The organism is Sphingomonas adhaesiva, from assembly GCF_036946305.1.
In the GTDB taxonomy this organism is placed as follows: Bacteria; Pseudomonadota; Alphaproteobacteria; order Sphingomonadales; family Sphingomonadaceae; genus Sphingomonas; species Sphingomonas adhaesiva_B.
Map to the genome: position 1 here is coordinate 222,220 of NZ_JAQIJJ010000005.1, position 15,102 is coordinate 237,321.

At 68.8% G+C, this 15,102-nt stretch carries 16 protein-coding genes; 14 read left to right on the forward strand and 2 right to left on the reverse strand.

All coding sequences use genetic code 11. The features are described 5' to 3' along the window. The first annotated feature begins 67 nt into the window (after nucleotides 1–67). The 3 genes from rimP to PGN14_RS10120 are packed head-to-tail and all read left to right on the forward strand — an operon-like array spanning nucleotide 68 to nucleotide 2,459. Nucleotides 68–625 (forward strand): ribosome maturation protein RimP, encoded by a 558-nt coding sequence (rimP, locus tag PGN14_RS10110; RefSeq protein WP_335299390.1) that lies wholly within the window; start codon nucleotides 68–70, stop codon nucleotides 623–625. Next, a complete protein-coding gene (gene nusA / locus PGN14_RS10115; RefSeq protein WP_335299391.1) occupies nucleotides 625–2,235 on the forward strand; it encodes a transcription termination factor NusA in 1,611 nt (536 codons plus the stop codon). The genes rimP and nusA overlap by 1 nt, the downstream gene beginning before the upstream one ends. Further along, nucleotides 2,235–2,459, forward strand: a complete 225-nt coding sequence (locus PGN14_RS10120) for a tautomerase family protein (protein WP_335299392.1) — start codon at nucleotides 2,235–2,237, stop codon at nucleotides 2,457–2,459. Before nusA ends, PGN14_RS10120 begins: the two co-directional genes overlap by 1 nt. Before the next feature lie 112 nt (nucleotides 2,460–2,571). Here the strand turns inward: PGN14_RS10120 and PGN14_RS10125 are convergent, their stop codons facing one another. Beyond that, complete coding sequence (locus PGN14_RS10125; RefSeq protein WP_335299393.1) at nucleotides 2,572–2,880, reverse strand: GIY-YIG nuclease family protein; 309 nt, start codon at nucleotides 2,878–2,880, stop codon at nucleotides 2,572–2,574. Between the two features lie 146 nt (nucleotides 2,881–3,026). Here PGN14_RS10125 and PGN14_RS10130 point away from each other — a divergent pair, with 146 nt between their 5' ends. From PGN14_RS10130 to PGN14_RS10180, 11 genes are all read left to right on the forward strand, one after another. Beyond that, the gene (locus PGN14_RS10130; RefSeq protein ID WP_335299394.1) at nucleotides 3,027–3,734 is read left to right on the forward strand and encodes a DUF448 domain-containing protein; all 708 of its coding nucleotides are present in this window, start codon (nucleotides 3,027–3,029) and stop codon (nucleotides 3,732–3,734) included. Beyond that, a complete protein-coding gene (infB, locus tag PGN14_RS10135) occupies nucleotides 3,731–6,544 on the forward strand; it encodes a translation initiation factor IF-2 (RefSeq protein ID WP_335299395.1) in 2,814 nt (937 codons plus the stop codon). Before PGN14_RS10130 ends, infB begins: the two co-directional genes overlap by 4 nt. Before the next feature lie 151 nt (nucleotides 6,545–6,695). After that, nucleotides 6,696–7,079 carry a 30S ribosome-binding factor RbfA gene (rbfA, locus tag PGN14_RS10140; RefSeq protein WP_335299396.1) on the forward strand — a complete coding sequence of 128 codons (384 nt, stop codon included), beginning with the start codon at nucleotides 6,696–6,698 and terminating at the stop codon, nucleotides 7,077–7,079. A 21-nt stretch (nucleotides 7,080–7,100) separates the two neighbouring features. Continuing rightward, entirely contained in the window at nucleotides 7,101–7,361 is a 261-nt protein-coding gene (locus tag PGN14_RS10145; RefSeq protein ID WP_335299397.1) for an AbrB/MazE/SpoVT family DNA-binding domain-containing protein, read from the forward strand. After that, nucleotides 7,358–7,747, forward strand: a complete 390-nt coding sequence (locus tag PGN14_RS10150) for a type II toxin-antitoxin system VapC family toxin (RefSeq protein ID WP_335299398.1) — start codon at nucleotides 7,358–7,360, stop codon at nucleotides 7,745–7,747. Before PGN14_RS10145 ends, PGN14_RS10150 begins: the two co-directional genes overlap by 4 nt. Beyond that, a complete protein-coding gene (locus PGN14_RS10155; protein WP_335299399.1) occupies nucleotides 7,747–8,325 on the forward strand; it encodes a thymidine kinase in 579 nt (192 codons plus the stop codon). Before PGN14_RS10150 ends, PGN14_RS10155 begins: the two co-directional genes overlap by 1 nt. A gap of 248 nt (nucleotides 8,326–8,573) precedes the next feature. Next, entirely contained in the window at nucleotides 8,574–9,266 is a 693-nt protein-coding gene (locus tag PGN14_RS10160) for a site-2 protease family protein (protein WP_335299400.1), read from the forward strand. Nucleotides 9,267–9,268: 2 nt separating this feature from the next. After that, complete coding sequence (gene truB, locus PGN14_RS10165) at nucleotides 9,269–10,225, forward strand: tRNA pseudouridine(55) synthase TruB (protein ID WP_335299401.1); 957 nt, start codon at nucleotides 9,269–9,271, stop codon at nucleotides 10,223–10,225. A gap of 21 nt (nucleotides 10,226–10,246) precedes the next feature. Continuing rightward, complete coding sequence (gene rpsO / locus PGN14_RS10170) at nucleotides 10,247–10,516, forward strand: 30S ribosomal protein S15 (RefSeq protein ID WP_335299402.1); 270 nt, start codon at nucleotides 10,247–10,249, stop codon at nucleotides 10,514–10,516. 218 nt (nucleotides 10,517–10,734) lie between these two features. Then, a complete protein-coding gene (gene pnp / locus PGN14_RS10175; protein ID WP_335299403.1) occupies nucleotides 10,735–13,104 on the forward strand; it encodes a polyribonucleotide nucleotidyltransferase in 2,370 nt (789 codons plus the stop codon). Nucleotides 13,105–13,382: 278 nt separating this feature from the next. After that, complete coding sequence (locus PGN14_RS10180) at nucleotides 13,383–14,219, forward strand: enoyl-CoA hydratase-related protein (RefSeq protein WP_335299404.1); 837 nt, start codon at nucleotides 13,383–13,385, stop codon at nucleotides 14,217–14,219. A 105-nt stretch (nucleotides 14,220–14,324) separates the two neighbouring features. Here the strand turns inward: PGN14_RS10180 and PGN14_RS10185 are convergent, their stop codons facing one another. Then, on the reverse strand, nucleotides 14,325–15,095 hold the full coding sequence (locus PGN14_RS10185) for a class II aldolase/adducin family protein (RefSeq protein WP_335299405.1): 771 nt from the start codon (nucleotides 15,093–15,095) through the stop codon (nucleotides 14,325–14,327). Nucleotides 15,096–15,102: the final 7 nt, after the last annotated feature.

Consider the following 15,102-nt stretch of genomic DNA (forward strand, 5'->3'; position numbering starts at 1 on the left):
TCGCAAGGTGCAAGGGGCTGCGGGGCTCGCTCCGCGGCGGCAACAAACGCATCCACAGGACATCCGCTTGGCCGACAACGCTGCTCTTTTCCAACTGGTCGAACCCGAGGCGCAGGGACTCGGCTTTGCGCTGGTGCGCGTCCGGCTGTTCGGCAAGGGTGACGAGCGCACGTTGCAGGTCATGGCGGAGCGCCCCGACACCCGCCAGCTGACGATCGACGATTGCGCCGAACTGTCGCGCCGCCTGTCCGACAAGCTCGACGCGCTGGAGGAAGCGGGCCGCGACCCGATCGAGGGCGCGTACCGGCTGGAGGTCTCCTCCCCCGGCATCGACCGCCCGCTGACCCGCACACAGGACTTCACCGACTGGGCGGGCCACGAGGCGCGCATCGTCCTGACCGAGGCGGTCGACGGGCAGAAGCAGTTCAAGGGCGAGCTGGAGGGCATCTATGCGGACGGGCAGATCGCGATCCGCCACCCGCGCACCGGCGAACTGGCACAGGTGCCGTTCGCGCTGATCGCGGATGCCAAGCTGGTCCTGACCGACAAACTGATCGCAGCAACCGTCCCGCTCTCGGTCGAGGGTGCGGACGAAGAAGAGCTTCACGAAGAGGAAAACCACTGATGGCCACCGGCGTCACCGCGAACCGTGCGGAGCTGATCGCGATCGCGAATTCGGTCGCGTCGGAGAAGATGATCGACAAGGCGATCGTCATCGAGGCGATGGAGGACGCGATCCAGCGCGCCGCGCGCACGCGCTACGGCCAGGAAATGGACATCCGCGCGAAGCTGGACGCCAACAACGGCGACCTGCGGCTGTGGCGCGTGGTCGAGGTGGTGGAGGAGGTCGACGACCTGTACAAGCAGGTCGACGTGAAGGGCGCGCAGAAGCTCCAGGCGGGCGCGGTCGTCGGCGACTATCTGGTCGATCCCCTGCCCCCGATCGAGTTCGGCCGCATCCAGGCGCAGGCCGCCAAGCAGACCATCTTCCAGAAGGTCCGCGATGCCGAGCGCGAGCGCCAGTATGAGGAGTTCAAGGACCGCTCGGGCGAGATCATCACCGGCGTCGTCAAGCGGGTCGAGTTCGGCCATATCGTCGTCGACCTGGGCCGTGCCGAGGGCGTCATCCGCCGCGATGCGCAAATCCCGCGCGAGGTGGTGCGCGTGAACGACCGCATCCGCTCGCTGATCCTGAAGGTGGTGCGCGAGAATCGCGGGCCGCAGATCTTCCTCAGCCGCGCGCACCCCGACTTCATGAAGAAGCTGTTCGCGCAGGAAGTGCCCGAGATCTACGACGGCATTATCGAGATCAAGGCCGCCGCCCGCGATCCGGGCAGCCGCGCGAAGATCGGCGTCATCAGCCACGATTCGTCGATCGACCCGGTCGGCGCCTGCGTCGGCATGAAGGGCAGCCGCGTCCAGGCCGTCGTGCAGGAGATGCAGGGCGAGAAGATCGATATCATCCCCTGGTCGCCCGACACCGCGACCTTCGTCGTCAACGCGTTGCAGCCGGCGAACGTCGCGCGCGTGGTGATCGACGAGGAAGAGGACCGGATCGAGGTCGTGGTGCCGGACGACCAGTTGTCGCTCGCCATCGGCCGTCGCGGCCAGAACGTGCGCCTCGCCTCGCAGCTGACCGCCAAGGCGATCGACATCCTGACCGAGACCGACGCGAGCGAGAAGCGCCAGAACGAGTTCGTCAAGAATTCCGAGACGTTCCAGAACGAGCTGGACGTCGACGAGACGCTGGCGCAGCTGCTGGTGGCCGAGGGCTTCAGCGCGCTGGAGGAGGTCGCCTATGTCGAGCTGGACGAGCTGGCCGGGATCGAGGGCTTCGACGAGGATCTCGCGCAGGAGCTGCAAAGCCGTGCGCAGGAAGCGCTGGAGCGCCGCGAGCAGGCCAATCGCGAGGAGCGTCAGGCGCTGGGCGTCGACGACGCGCTCGCCGACCTGCCGTACATGACCGAGGCGATGCTGGTGACGCTCGGCAAGGCCGGGATCAAGACGCTCGACGATCTCGCCGACCTTGCCACCGACGAGCTGATCGAGAAGAAGCGCCAGGAACCGCGCCGCCGCAACGAGGACGCCCCCAAGCGCCCCGAGCACAAGGGCGGCGTGCTGGGCGAATACGGCCTCTCCGAGGAGCAGGGCAACGAGATCATCATGGCCGCACGCGCGCACTGGTTCGATGACGAGCCTGCCGCCGAGGCCGGTTCGGAGGCGGAAGAGGCCTGATGCCGTTCGTCTCGATCCGACTGGCCGGCACCGCGAGTGTCGAGCAGAAGGCGGGGATCGTGGCCGACGTCACGTCCTCGCTGGTCACGCGGCTGGGCAAGAACCCGGCCGCGGTCCAAGTCGTGATCGAGGAAGTCGCGACGGAGAATTACGGCGCCGGCGGCGTACTGATCGCCCACCGCGATGCACCGAGGGAGGTCGCCGATGCGAAACCCTCGCAATGACACGGTAGCGCTCCACTATCACCGTCACCCCGGCCTTGCGCCGGGGTCCATCCGTCCGCGAGCGTTACGCTCGCGGCACCATGGATGCCGGGTCAAGCCCGGCATGACGAAGCTACGCGAGTGGCGGCAATCCCAGGCCAAGCGCCAGGTCGTTCCAGTGTGGATTGGCGCGTTCGATCAGCTCGATCTTCCAGTCGCGATGCCAACGCTTGAGGCGTTTCTCGGCGGCAATGGCAGCCTCCATCGTGTCCGCCATGTCGTACCAAACGAGCCGGTGGACAGCATATTGCTCCGTGAACCCGCCAAAGGTTCCGTCGCGATGCTGGATGATTCGGCCGACGAGGTTGGACGTCACGCCGACGTAGATCGTGCCCAGTCGCCCACTCGCCAGCATGTACACGCACGGATGTCGCTCGCGCATGGTTCGGATGATGTCGCACGTGGCGTCGCCCCGCAACCCACCGTCACCCCGGGCTTGACCCGGGGTCCATCCGTCCGCGAGCGCCAGCGCCCGCGGCTCCATGGATGCCGGGTCGAGCCCGGCATGACGATAACGGGGAAGCGCACATGACCGATCCCGTCCGCTCCTGCATCCTCACCCGCGAGCGCGCGTCTCCCGCGGCGCTGATCCGCCTCGCGCTCGCGCCCGATGGCCGCGTCCTGCCCGACGTGCGCGCCAAGGCGCCGGGGCGCGGCGCGTGGATCGGCGTCACGCGCGCGGAACTCGACACCGCGATCGCCAAGGGCAAGCTGCGCGGCCAGCTCGCGCGCACGCTGCGCGACGCCGACATCATCATTCCCGACGATCTGCCCGCGCTGATCGCCGCCGCGCTGGAGCGCAACGCGCTCGACCGGCTGGGGCTGGAGTCGCGCACCGGCACGCTGCTGACCGGCTCGGACCGGATCGAGACCGCGGCGCGCAGCGGCAAGCTCCACGCGCTCTACCACGCCGCCGACGCGCGCGAGGACGGGTGCCGCAAGCTGGCGCAGGCGTGGCGCGTCGGCAGCGATGCCGAAGGAAGTGACCTGAGGGGCTTGGCGTTGCCGGTCGATCGCACCATATTGTCGTTGGCGCTGGGCCGCGAAAATGTGGTACACATCGGCGTCAACGACCGCGCGGCTGCCGGACGGTTGAGCGAAGCGCTCGACCGCTGGCTGCATTTTATCGGCCCCGATCTGACCCCCGCACCTTGCGCTACGGCCGCGCAAGGCGCATCGGCGCCCGGTTCCGCGCCGGCACGACCGGCCGTGACGACAGACGAGGATATTGAGTGAGCGAGACCGACAACGACAAGCCGAAACTCGGAATGCGCCAGCCGCTGGGGCTGAAGCGCACGGTCGAGACCGGCAAGGTGAAGCAGAGCTTCAGCCACGGCCGTAGCAATACGGTGGTGGTCGAGGTGAAGCGTCGCCGCGTGCTCGGTCCGCAGGGCGCGGGCACGGCGGCAGAGGCCGCTCCCGCACCGGCGCCCGAGCCCGTCGCCGCGCCGACCCCGGCGCCGGCGGCCCCCGCGCCGCGCCCGCCCGTCTCCAACGAGACGCCGCAGGAGCGCCAGGCCCGCCTGCTGCGCGAGGCCGAGGATCAGCGCATGCACGCGCTGGAAGAGGCACGTCGCCGCGACGAGGCCGCGCGCCAGCGCGCCGCCGACGAGGAGCGCCGCCGCGCCGAGGAAAAGGCGGAGGAGCGCGCCCGCGCCGAAGCGGAGGCTGCGGCACCCGCGCCTGAGCCTGCCCCTACGCCGGCCCCCGTTTCCGCGACGCCGGAACCCGCGCCTGTGCCGACCCCGGCGCCCGAGCCGGCACCTGCCCCGGTCGCGGAAGCGCCGCAGCCGGTCGCCGAGCCTGCGCCTGCGCCTGCGCCCAAACCCGCGCCGACGCCGGCGCCCGCACCGGTCGCGGCCGCGCCGAAGCCGGCGCCTGCGCCCGCCGCACCGCCGCCTCCGCCGCCCGTGCTGGAGCTGGCGCGCGACCCCGCGATGCCCGCACCGCGCCGCTTCTCGCCGGTCGCGCGTCCGGAGATCCCCAAGCCGCAGCCCAAGCCCGAGCCGAAGCCGGAGCCGAAGCCCGCGGCGGCGACCGCCGCGCCGAGCGCGGGCGGCACGTCCGCTCCGCGCACGCTGCCGGGCGGTGCCGCGCCCTCACGCAGCGCGGTCCCGGCGCGTCCGCAGCAGCGCGACCGCAAGGGCGACGAGCGTCGCGGCGGCAAGCTGACCGTCAATCGCGCGCTCAACGAGGATGGCGCGCGCGCCCGCTCGCTCGCCGCGCTGAAGCGTGCGCGCGAGAAGGAGAAGCGTGGCTTCGGCGGCCCGCGCGAGCCGCAGGCCAAGCAGGTCCGCGACGTGCAGGTGCCCGAGGCGATCACGGTGCAGGAGCTGGCGAACCGCATGGCGGAGCGCGGTGCCGACCTGGTCAAGACGCTGTTCAAGATGGGCATGCCCGTCACGATGACGCAGACGATCGATCAGGACACCGCCGAGCTGCTGGTGACCGAGTTCGGCCACAATATCGTGCGCGTGTCGGATTCCGACATCGACCTCGCGATCGACACGACCGAGGATGCGGAGGACACGCTCCAGCCGCGCCCGCCGGTCGTCACGATCATGGGCCATGTCGACCACGGCAAGACCAGCCTGCTCGACGCGTTGCGCGGCACCGATGTGGTGAAGGGCGAGGCCGGCGGCATCACCCAGCATATCGGCGCCTATCAGGTGACGCTGAAGGACAAGTCGCGGATCACCTTCCTCGACACGCCGGGCCACGAGGCGTTCACGCAGATGCGCGCGCGCGGTGCCGACGTCACCGACATCGTCGTGCTGGTGGTGGCCGCGGACGACGGGCTGATGCCGCAGACGATCGAGGCGATCAACCACACCAAGGCGGCCGGCAAGCCGATGATCGTCGCGATCAACAAGGTCGACAAGCACGATGCCAACCCGCAGCGGGTGCGCGAGCGGCTGCTGGAGCATGACATCCAGGTCGAGATGATGGGCGGCGAGACGCAGGACGTCGAGGTATCCGCGCTGAAGAAGACCGGGCTGGACGAGCTGATCGAGAAGATCCAGCTCCAGGCCGAGCTGCTCGACCTCAAGGCCAACCCCGATCGCGCCGCCGAGGGCAGCGTGATCGAGGCGAAGCTGGACAAGGGCCGCGGCCCGGTGGCGACGGTGCTGATCACGCGCGGCACGCTGAAGGTCGGCGACGTCTTCGTCGTCGGCGCGGAGAGCGGCAAGGTGCGTGCGCTGGTCGACGACAAGGGCCGCCAGCTCAAGCAGGCGGGTCCATCGATGCCGGTCGAGGTGCTGGGTATCTCCGGCACTCCGTCGGCGGGCGACCAGTTGCAGGTGGTCGAGAGCGAGGCGCGGGCGCGCGAGGTGGCCGAATACCGCCAGAGCGTGCTCACGCAGAAGCGCACCACCTCGGCGCCGACCAGCCTGGAGAACATGTTCTCCGCGCTGCGCGCCAATGCGGCGATCGAATATCCGCTGGTGGTGAAGGCGGACACGCAGGGCACGGTCGAGGCGATCGTGGCGTCGATCAACAAGATCTCGACCGATCTGATCCGCGCGCGCGTGCTGCACTCGGGCGTCGGCGGCATTACCGAGAGCGACGTGACGCTGGCGGGGGCATCGGGGGCGCCGATCATCGGCTTCCACGTCCGCGCCAATGCCAAGGCGCGCGAGATCGCCGAGCGGCAGAAGGTGGCGTTGAAATATTACGACGTCATCTACGACCTGATCGACGAGATCCGCGCCGGCATGGCGGGCGAGCTCGGCCCCGAGGCGTTCGAGACGGTGGTCGGCCGCGCCGAGATCCGCGAGGTCTTCTCCGCGGGCAAGCACGGCAAGGCCGCGGGTCTGCTGGTGGTCGAGGGCGCGATCCGCAAGGCGCTCAAGGCCCGCATCACGCGCGACGACGTCATCATCTACAATGGCGAGATCGCGTCGCTGCGCCGCTTCAAGGACGATGTGGCGGAGGTGCGCGCGGGTCTGGAATGCGGCGTGACCTTCTCGCAGAACTTCGTCGACATCAAGCCGGGCGACTTCCTGGAGACGTTCGAGGTCGAGCTGCGCGAGCGCACGCTGTGATCCCCTCTCCCTCTCCCGGCGGGAGAGGGAGGGAGCCGGCGAAGCCGGCGGAAGGGTGAGGGCGAGTGAGGGATGATCACATCATCCTCACCCTCCCACTCGGCTTCGCCGAGCGGGTCCCTCCCTCTCCCGCTGGGAGAGGGCTGAAAAGATGACCGACAAACCCGAAAAATCCGTCCGCACGCTGCGCGTCGGCGAGCAGGTCCGCCACATCCTGTCGGAGATCCTGCAACGCGGCGACGTCCACGACGACACGCTCGCCACGCATATGGTGAGCGTGACCGAGGTGCGCATGTCCCCCGACCTGCGCCACGCCACCGTCTTCGTGAAGCCGCTGCTGGGCAAGGACGAGGAAGCGGTGCTCAAGGCGCTGCGCACCAACACCGCCTATCTCCAGCGCGAGGTCGCCACCCGCGTGAAGATGAAATACGCCGCGCGCCTCAAGTTCCTGGCCGACGAGAGCTTCGACGAAGGCAGCCATATCGACGCGCTGCTGCGCCGCCCGGAGGTGGCCCGCGACCTTGACGGGGAGTGAGGTAAGACGCATCTTACCAGCATGAACGCGTTCACGAAATTGTCGGGAAAGGGGCAGGTCGTCGTTCCCAAGGCGACTCGCGACCGGCTCGGCTGGGCCGCGGGCCTCGATCTCGAGGTGATCGAAACCGGTGATGCCGTCACATTGCGCCCACGCCGGGCGCCGGGACGACTCAGCGTGGACGACGCCATGGCGCGGTTGCGGGACTTGTACCGGCACGCCGGAGCACCATTGCCCGTCGACCACCTGGGCTGGTCGCCGGATACTGACGACAAGGCATGAGGGCAGTCGATACCAATGTTCTGGCGCGCATCATCCTGCAAGACGACGCACGACAGACCGCGATCGCCGCCGACATTCTGCGCCAGCCGGTCTGGGTGTCGCTGCCGGTATGGACGGAGCTGGGCTGGCTGCTGTTCACGCGCCTCGGGCTCGATCGCAACATCGCCGCCGAAGCGCTGTCGACCATCCTCATGATGGCCACGGTGCAGGTGGCCGATCCCGCCGGCTTGGCATGGGCGATCGAACGCTTTCGTCAGGGCGCGGATTGGGCCGACATGATCCACCTGATTGCGGCACGCGGCGCCGCCGATACGTTCGCGACCTTCGACACCGGCGTGGCGAAAGCGGCAACGGACACGCCACTGCCGATCGAAACGCTCGCCTGATGGCCAAGCTCTACTTCTACTACGCCAGCATGAACGCGGGGAAATCGACCAATCTGTTGCAGGCCGATTTCAACTATCGCGAGCGTGGCATGAACACGATGCTGTTCACCGCCGCGGTGGACGATCGCTTCGAACCGGGCACGATCACCTCGCGAATTGGATTGGCGGCATCGGCGACGATGTTCGACATCGCGACTGACCTCGCCGCGCTGGCGCTGGTGCGGCACGCCGCCACCCCGCTCGCCTGCGTGCTGGTCGACGAAGCGCAATTCCTCACCGAGCCGCAGGTCGACGGGCTCGCGCGGTTGGCGGACGACACCGGCATCCCCGTCCTCGCCTATGGCCTGCGCACCGACTTCCAGGGCCGCCTGTTCGCCGGCTCCGCACGCCTGCTGGCGCTGGCGGACGCGCTGGTGGAGATCAAGTCGGTCTGCGCCTGCGGGCGCAAGGCGACGATGAACCTGCGCGTGGATGCGGACGGGCGACCGGTCAGCGAAGGCTGGCAGACGGAAATCGGCGGCAACGATCGCTATGTGGCGCTGTGCCGGCGGCATTTCGTGGCGGCGCTGGACGGATAGTTTCGAAGCGCGAGAAACGACCAGACGACCGACATGTTGCGACGCTTCTTGGCGTTAGCGACCAGGGTACAGATCTTCGTCAACAAACGTCATCCCCGCGAAGGCGGGGATCCATACGCGCAGGTCCGGCGATAGAAGCGCAACGACAGCGTGAATGGATTCCCGCCTTCGCGGGAATGACGATGCGGGTGCGGCAAGCGAACGCGCCCCACCTAGCCTTCCCCCCTCCTCCCCCCTATCTGCGCGCCATGAACCCGAACGGCATCATCTGGTCGGCGGCGGTGTGGCTCATCCCGCTGGTGATCGCGATCGTCTTCCACGAAGTCGCGCACGGCCTCGCCGCGCGCGCGCTGGGCGATCCCACCGCGGCGCGGCTCAACCGGCTGTCGTTCAATCCGCTGCGCCATGTCGACCCGATCGGCACCGTCGCGCTGCCGCTGATGCTCGCCATCGCCAAGGCGCCGGTGTTCGGCTGGGCCAAGCCGGTGCCGGTCGACGCACGCAACTTGCCCAACCCGCGCAAGGGAATGATGCTGGTCGCGCTCGCCGGGCCGGGGATGAACCTCGCGCTCGCGCTCGCCGGCGCAATCCTGCTGGGTCTCTTCGCGCAGACGATCGACACCGCCCCCGCGGGCAGCCTGGGCGCGTTCGTCGCGTCCAACCTCGTCAACTTCCTGCTCATCAACGTCTTCCTCGCGATCTTCAACCTGATCCCGCTGCCGCCGTTCGACGGCGGGCATGTCGTCGCGGGGCTGCTGCCGGAGCCGCTGGCGCAGCGCTGGGACCGGCTCGCGCGGTTCGGCTTCCCGCTGCTCATCATCCTGTTGCTGGTGCTGCCCGCGCTGGTGCCGGGCGCCAATATCGTCCAGCGCCTCGTCGCCCCGCCGGCGCAGGCGCTGACGCAGGTCTATCTGTCGATCGCCACCGCGATCGGAGGCTGAGCGTGCACGGCTGGCTGATCCTCGACAAGCCGCTCGGGCTCGGCTCGACGCAGGGCGTTTCCGCGGTGAAGCGCGCGTTGCGCACCGGCGGCTATGGCAAGGCGAAGGTGGGCCATGGCGGCACGCTCGACCCGCTCGCCACCGGCGTGCTGCCGATCGCGATCGGGGAGGCGACCAAGCTCGCCGGGCGGATGCTCGACAGCGACAAGGTGTATGACTTCACGATCCGCCTCGGCGAGCAGACCGACACGCTGGACGCCGAAGGCCGGGTGATCGCGACCAGCGACGTGCGCCCGACGCGTGCCGAGGTCGAGGCGGTGTTGCCGCGCTTCACCGGCCCGATCGACCAACTCCCCCCCGCCTATTCCGCGCTGAAGGTCGACGGCCAGCGCGCCTACGACCTCGCCCGCGCCGGCGCTGAGGTGGTGCTGGCGACCCGCGCGGTGACGGTGCATTCCCTCTCCCGTCACCCCGGGCTTGATCCGGGGTCCATGCTTCCACAGGCGCCAGCGCCCGCGGACGGATGGATGCCGGATCAAGTCCGGCATGACGGTCTGGATGAGGTGACGTTGTCGGCCCACGTCTCCAAGGGCACGTACATCCGCAGCCTCGCGCGCGACATCGCGCTGGCGCTGGGCACCGTCGGCCACGTCACCTATCTGCGCCGCACCCGCGCGGGACCGTTCGCGCTGGCGCAGGCGATAACGCTGGACAAACTCGACGAAGTCGCTAAGGCGCGCAGCCTTGAACACCAACTCCTGCCGCTGAGCGCGGGGCTGGACGACATCCCGGCTCTATCGCTCACCCCCGACCAGGCAGGGGCGCTCCGTCAGGGGCGCGTGCTGGTCGGGATCGCCGCCGGCGACGGTCAGGCCTTTGCCATGCTGGGTAGCAGCCCCGTGGCGCTGGTCGAGGTGCAGGACGGCAACGTCCGCGTCGTGCGCGGCTTCAACCTGTAGATGATGTCGAAGGAAGCTTGAATGTCGATCACCGCCGAACGCCGTCAGGAAGTCATCAAGGAACACGCCCGCAACGAGGGCGATACCGGTTCCGTCGAGGTGCAGGTCGCCATCCTGACCGAGCGGATCAAGAACCTGACCGAGCATTTCAAGGGTCATGCGAAGGACAACCATTCGCGTCGCGGCCTGCTGATGATGGTCAACAAGCGGCGCTCGCTGCTGGACTATCTCCGCAAGACCGAAGGCGATCGCTATCTCGCCCTGATCGCGAAGCTGGGTCTTCGCAAGTGACGGAAAGGCGGCCTTAGGGTCGCCTTTTTGTCATCCCGGACTCCGATCCGGGATCCAGCAAGTACGAGCGCGGGAGCGCTCATCCAGCGGCTGGAGCTGGACCCCGGCCTCCGCCGGGGTGGTGGGGAAGAGGCAATCCGGTCTTCTCCCCAACGAGCCGATACTGGCTCGCTCAAAGGCCCCCCGCGTGATCCGCACCGGGGTGTGAAGGAAACACAATGTTCGATACCAAGAAGGTGGAAATCGAGTGGGGCGGAAAGACCCTCACTCTGGAGACGGGCCGCGTGGCGCGTCAGGCCGACGGCGCGGTGCTCGCGACGCTCGGCGAAACGGTCGTGCTGTGCGCCGTCACCGCGGCCAAGAGCGTGAAGGAAGGCCAGGACTTCTTCCCGCTGACGGTTCACTATCAGGAGAAGTTCTCCGCCAGCGGCCGCATCCCCGGCGGCTTCTTCAAGCGCGAGCGTGGCGCCACCGAGCGTGAGACGCTGGTCAGCCGGCTGATCGACCGCCCGCTGCGCCCGCTGTTCCCGGAGGGCTTCTACAACGAGGTCAACTGCATCGCGCAGGTGATGTCGTATGACGGCGAGAACGAGCCGGACCTGCTGGCGATGATCGCCGCCTCGGCCGCGATGACGCTGTCGGGCGTGCCCTTCATGGGGCCGATCGGCGCGGCGCGCGTCGGCTACAAGGACGGCGAGTATCAGCTCAACCCATCGGACGCGGAGGTCGCGACCGGCGACCTGGACCTGATGGTCGCCGCCACCCATGACGCGGTGATGATGGTCGAGTCCGAGGCCAGCGAACTGTCCGAGGACGTGATGCTGGGCGCGGTGATGTTCGCGCACAAGGCGTCGCAGGACGTCATCAAGGCGATCATCCGCCTCGCCGAGCAGGCCGCGAAGGAGCCGTGGGAGCTGAAGGTCCAGGCCGACAGCGCGGCGGTGAAGACCAAGCTGAAGAAGCTGATCGGCAAGGACCTGGAGGCGGCCTACAAGCTGACCGACAAGCAGGCGCGCCAGACCGCGATCAACGACGCGCGCACCAAGGCGCGCGAGGGCATGGCGGACCTGAAGGACAGCGATCCGCAGGCCTATCTCGCCAGCCTGAAGCTGGTGAAGAAGCTGGAGGCGGAGATCGTCCGCACCGCGATCCTGAAGACCGGGCGCCGCATCGACGGCCGCGACACCAAGACGGTGCGCCCGATCGAGGCCGAGGTCCACTTCCTGCCGCGTGCGCACGGCTCGGCGCTGTTCACCCGCGGCGAGACGCAGACCATCGCCACCACCACGCTGGGCACGCGCGATGCGGAGCAGATGATCGACGGCCTCAACGGCCTGTCGTACCAGCATTTCATGCTGCACTATAACTTCCCGCCCTATTCGGTCGGCGAAGTGGGCCGCTTCGGCGCGCCGTCGCGGCGTGACGTCGGTCACGGCAAGCTCGCCTGGCGCGCGTTGCACGCCGTGCTGCCGACGAAGGAGGAGTTCCCCTACACGATCCGCGTGACGTCGGACATCACCGAGTCGAACGGCTCGTCCTCGATGGCCACCGTCTGCGGCGGCTCGCTGTCGCTGATGGACGCCGGCGTGCCGATCAAGCGCCCCGTCTCGGGCATCGCGATGGGCCTGATCCTGGAGGGCAAGAACTTCGCGGTCCTGTCCGACATCCTGGGTGACGAGGATCACCTGGGCGACATGGACTTCAAGGTGGCGGGCACGTCGGAGGGCATCACCAGCCTTCAGATGGACATCAAGATCGCCGGCATCACCGAGGAGATCATGAAGGTCGCGCTGGCGCAGGCGAAGGAAGGCCGCGCGCACATCCTGGGCGAGATGGCCAAGGCGCTGTCGTCGACCCGGACCGAGCTGTCGGCGCATGCGCCGCGGATCGAGACCTTCTCGATCGACAAGTCGAAGATCCGCGACGTCATCGGCACCGGCGGCAAGGTGATCCGCGAGATCGTCGCCACCACCGGCGCGAAGGTCGATATCGACGACGAGGGCGTCATCAAGGTGTCGTCGTCCGACCCGGCGCAGATCGACGCGGCGATCGCGTGGATCAAGGGGCTGGTCGAGGAGGCCGAGGTCGGCAAGATCTACACCGGCAAGGTCGTCAACATCGTCGACTTCGGTGCGTTCGTGAACTTCATGGGCGGCAAGGACGGCCTCGTCCACGTCTCCGAGATGAAGAACGAGCGCGTCGAGAAGCCGACCGACGTCGTCTCCGAGGGCCAGGAAGTGAAGGTCAAGGTCCTGGAGATCGACCCGCGCGGCAAGGTGCGCCTGTCGATGCGCGTCGTCGATCAGGAAACCGGCGCCGAGCTGGAGGACACCCGCCCGGCACGCGAGCCGCGCGGTGATCGTGGCGAGCGCAGCGACCGCGGCCCGCGTCGCGAAGGCGGTCCCCGTGGTGATCGCGACGGCGGTGGCCGTGGCCCGCGCCGCGAAGGCCGTGGCGACCGTGACGGCGCCCCCCGCGGCGACCGCGAGGGTGGGCGCGGCCCGCGCCGCGAGCGCAGCGACGGCGCCAAGGACGACGGCGACGCCCCGGCCTTCGCCCCCGCCTTCCTGACCGGCGACCGCGACTAAGCGACCGCCATCAGGGCAGAAACAGGAAAGGCCCCGGCAGCGATGCCGGGGCCTTTTCCATTTCTCCTTCGCGTCACCCCGGGTCAGGGCCGGGGTGACGGCTCACCCGGTCTCACGCCAATTCCCCCCTTCGGACGGAAGACCGTTCGCTCTGAGGAGAGGCTGAGCCTGTCGAAGCCTCGTCTCGAAGGGTCTGCCGTAGGCGGGTCGAGATACGTCTCGCCACGTCACCACACATCATATAAGTCGATCGACCTAATAAAATGGGAGAGCGATCAATGGCCTATGAGCAGATCGACTATGCGGTGGACGGGGCGGTGGCGACGATCACGCTGCACCGCCCCGACAAGCTCAACGCCTATACCGCCGTCATGGGCGCGGAGATCACCGATGCCATCGCGCAGGCGAATGCCGACGATGCGGTGCGCGCGATCGTCCTGACCGGTGCGGGGCGCGGCTTCTGCGCGGGCGCGGACATATCGGGCGGGGCGGAGAGCTTCGGCGCGGCGGGGCCGAACTTCGCCGCGCCCGACCGCCCGCGCGACGGCGCGGGGTTCGTCGGCGCGCTGTTCGATTCCGCCAAGCCGACGATCGCGGCGATCAACGGCCCCGCGGTCGGCGTCGGCATCACGCTCACCCTGCCGTGCGACATCCGCATCGCTTCCGACACCGCGAAGATCGGCTTCGTCTTCGCGCGCCGCGGGCTGGTGCCGGAGGCAGGGAGCGCGTGGTTCCTGCCGCAGCTGGTCGGGCTGCCGCAGGCGCTGCGCTGGTGCCTGTCGGGCCGCGTGTTCGACGCCGCGGAGGCGCTGGCGGGCGGGCTGGTGAGCGAGGTGCTCGCCCCCGACGCGCTGTTGCCGCGCGCCCGCGCGATCGCGCAGGAGATCGCCGACCACACCGCGCCCGTCTCGATCGCGCTGACGCGTCAGATGCTGTGGCGCTTCGCGGGCGCGCCGCTGCCGTTCGACCTGCTGGCGGTGGATGGCCCCTTCGCGCAGCGGCTGGGCGCGGGGCCGGACGTGCGCGAGGGCGTCGCGGCGTTCCTGGAAAAGCGCGCCCCCGCCTTCCCCGGCCGCATCGCGACGGACATGCCGAAGGGGTATCCGTGGTGGTGAAGGACGCCGCTCACCCGTCACCCCGGGCTTGACCCGGGGTCCCGCTGATTCTCCACCGTCGCGGAAGAAGCGGGACCCCGGCTCAAGGCCGGGGTGACGCAAACATCAATGCCGATAGCTGGGATCGATCCGGTCGAGCTTGCGCAGCAGCGCCGGCCACGCGAGCTTCTGCGCCAGCCCGCCCATGCCCTTGGGGTTGGACTGCCCCGCCACCTTGTCCTCGACGCCCTGCGGCGGGTTGTTGAGGCCGTCGCGCCCGGCGGACAGCATCAGCACCTGCGCCTCGCACGCGCGCTCCAGGAAATAGAGCCGCAGGAAGCACGAGGCGACGCTGTCGCCCACCGCCAGCGTGCCGTGGTTGCGCAGGATCATCGCATTCTTGTCGCCGATGTCCGCCACCAGCCGCTCGCGCTCCTCCAGGTCGGTCGCGATCCCCTCGTAATCGTGATAGGCGACGTCGTGGCTAGCGATCATCGCGGTCTGGGTGTGCGGCAACAGCCCGAATTCCATCGCGCTCACCGCCTGCCCGTGCGGCGTGTGGAGGTGCATCACCGCCTGCGCATCCTCGCGCGCCATGTGGATCGCGGAGTGGATCGTGAACCCCGCCGGGTTGACCGGATGCGTCGTCGCGCCGACCGGCTTGCCCTCGACATCGATCTTCACCAGCGAGGAGGCGGTGATCTCCTCGAACATCATGTCATAGGGGTTGATCAGGAAATGATGCTCCGGCCCCGGCACCCGCGCCGACAGATGCGTGAAGATCAGATCGTCCCACCCGTACAGCGCCACCAACCGGTACGCGGCGGCGAGGTCGACGCGCGCCTCCCACTCGCCGGGGGCATAATGGGGGGTGTCCATGGTCGCCACGGTGGCCATCGTCGCT

What these genes read in the sequence shown, in the direction of transcription:
- nusA (WP_335299391.1), top strand. Translation starts at nt 625, where the DNA reads ATGGCCACCGGCGTCACCGCGAACCGTGCGGAGCTGATCGCGATCGCG.
- PGN14_RS10120 (WP_335299392.1), top strand. Translation starts at nt 2,235, where the DNA reads ATGCCGTTCGTCTCGATCCGACTGGCCGGCACCGCGAGTGTCGAGCAG.
- PGN14_RS10125 (WP_335299393.1), bottom strand. Translation starts at nt 2,880, where the DNA reads ATGCGCGAGCGACATCCGTGCGTGTACATGCTGGCGAGTGGGCGACTG.
- PGN14_RS10130 (WP_335299394.1), top strand. Translation starts at nt 3,027, where the DNA reads ATGACCGATCCCGTCCGCTCCTGCATCCTCACCCGCGAGCGCGCGTCT.
- rbfA (WP_335299396.1), top strand. Translation starts at nt 6,696, where the DNA reads ATGACCGACAAACCCGAAAAATCCGTCCGCACGCTGCGCGTCGGCGAG.
- PGN14_RS10145 (WP_335299397.1), top strand. Translation starts at nt 7,101, where the DNA reads ATGAACGCGTTCACGAAATTGTCGGGAAAGGGGCAGGTCGTCGTTCCC.
- PGN14_RS10150 (WP_335299398.1), top strand. Translation starts at nt 7,358, where the DNA reads ATGAGGGCAGTCGATACCAATGTTCTGGCGCGCATCATCCTGCAAGAC.
- PGN14_RS10155 (WP_335299399.1), top strand. Translation starts at nt 7,747, where the DNA reads ATGGCCAAGCTCTACTTCTACTACGCCAGCATGAACGCGGGGAAATCG.
- PGN14_RS10160 (WP_335299400.1), top strand. Translation starts at nt 8,574, where the DNA reads ATGAACCCGAACGGCATCATCTGGTCGGCGGCGGTGTGGCTCATCCCG.
- rpsO (WP_335299402.1), top strand. Translation starts at nt 10,247, where the DNA reads ATGTCGATCACCGCCGAACGCCGTCAGGAAGTCATCAAGGAACACGCC.
- pnp (WP_335299403.1), top strand. Translation starts at nt 10,735, where the DNA reads ATGTTCGATACCAAGAAGGTGGAAATCGAGTGGGGCGGAAAGACCCTC.
- PGN14_RS10180 (WP_335299404.1), top strand. Translation starts at nt 13,383, where the DNA reads ATGGCCTATGAGCAGATCGACTATGCGGTGGACGGGGCGGTGGCGACG.
- PGN14_RS10185 (WP_335299405.1), bottom strand. Translation starts at nt 15,095, where the DNA reads ATGGCCACCGTGGCGACCATGGACACCCCCCATTATGCCCCCGGCGAG.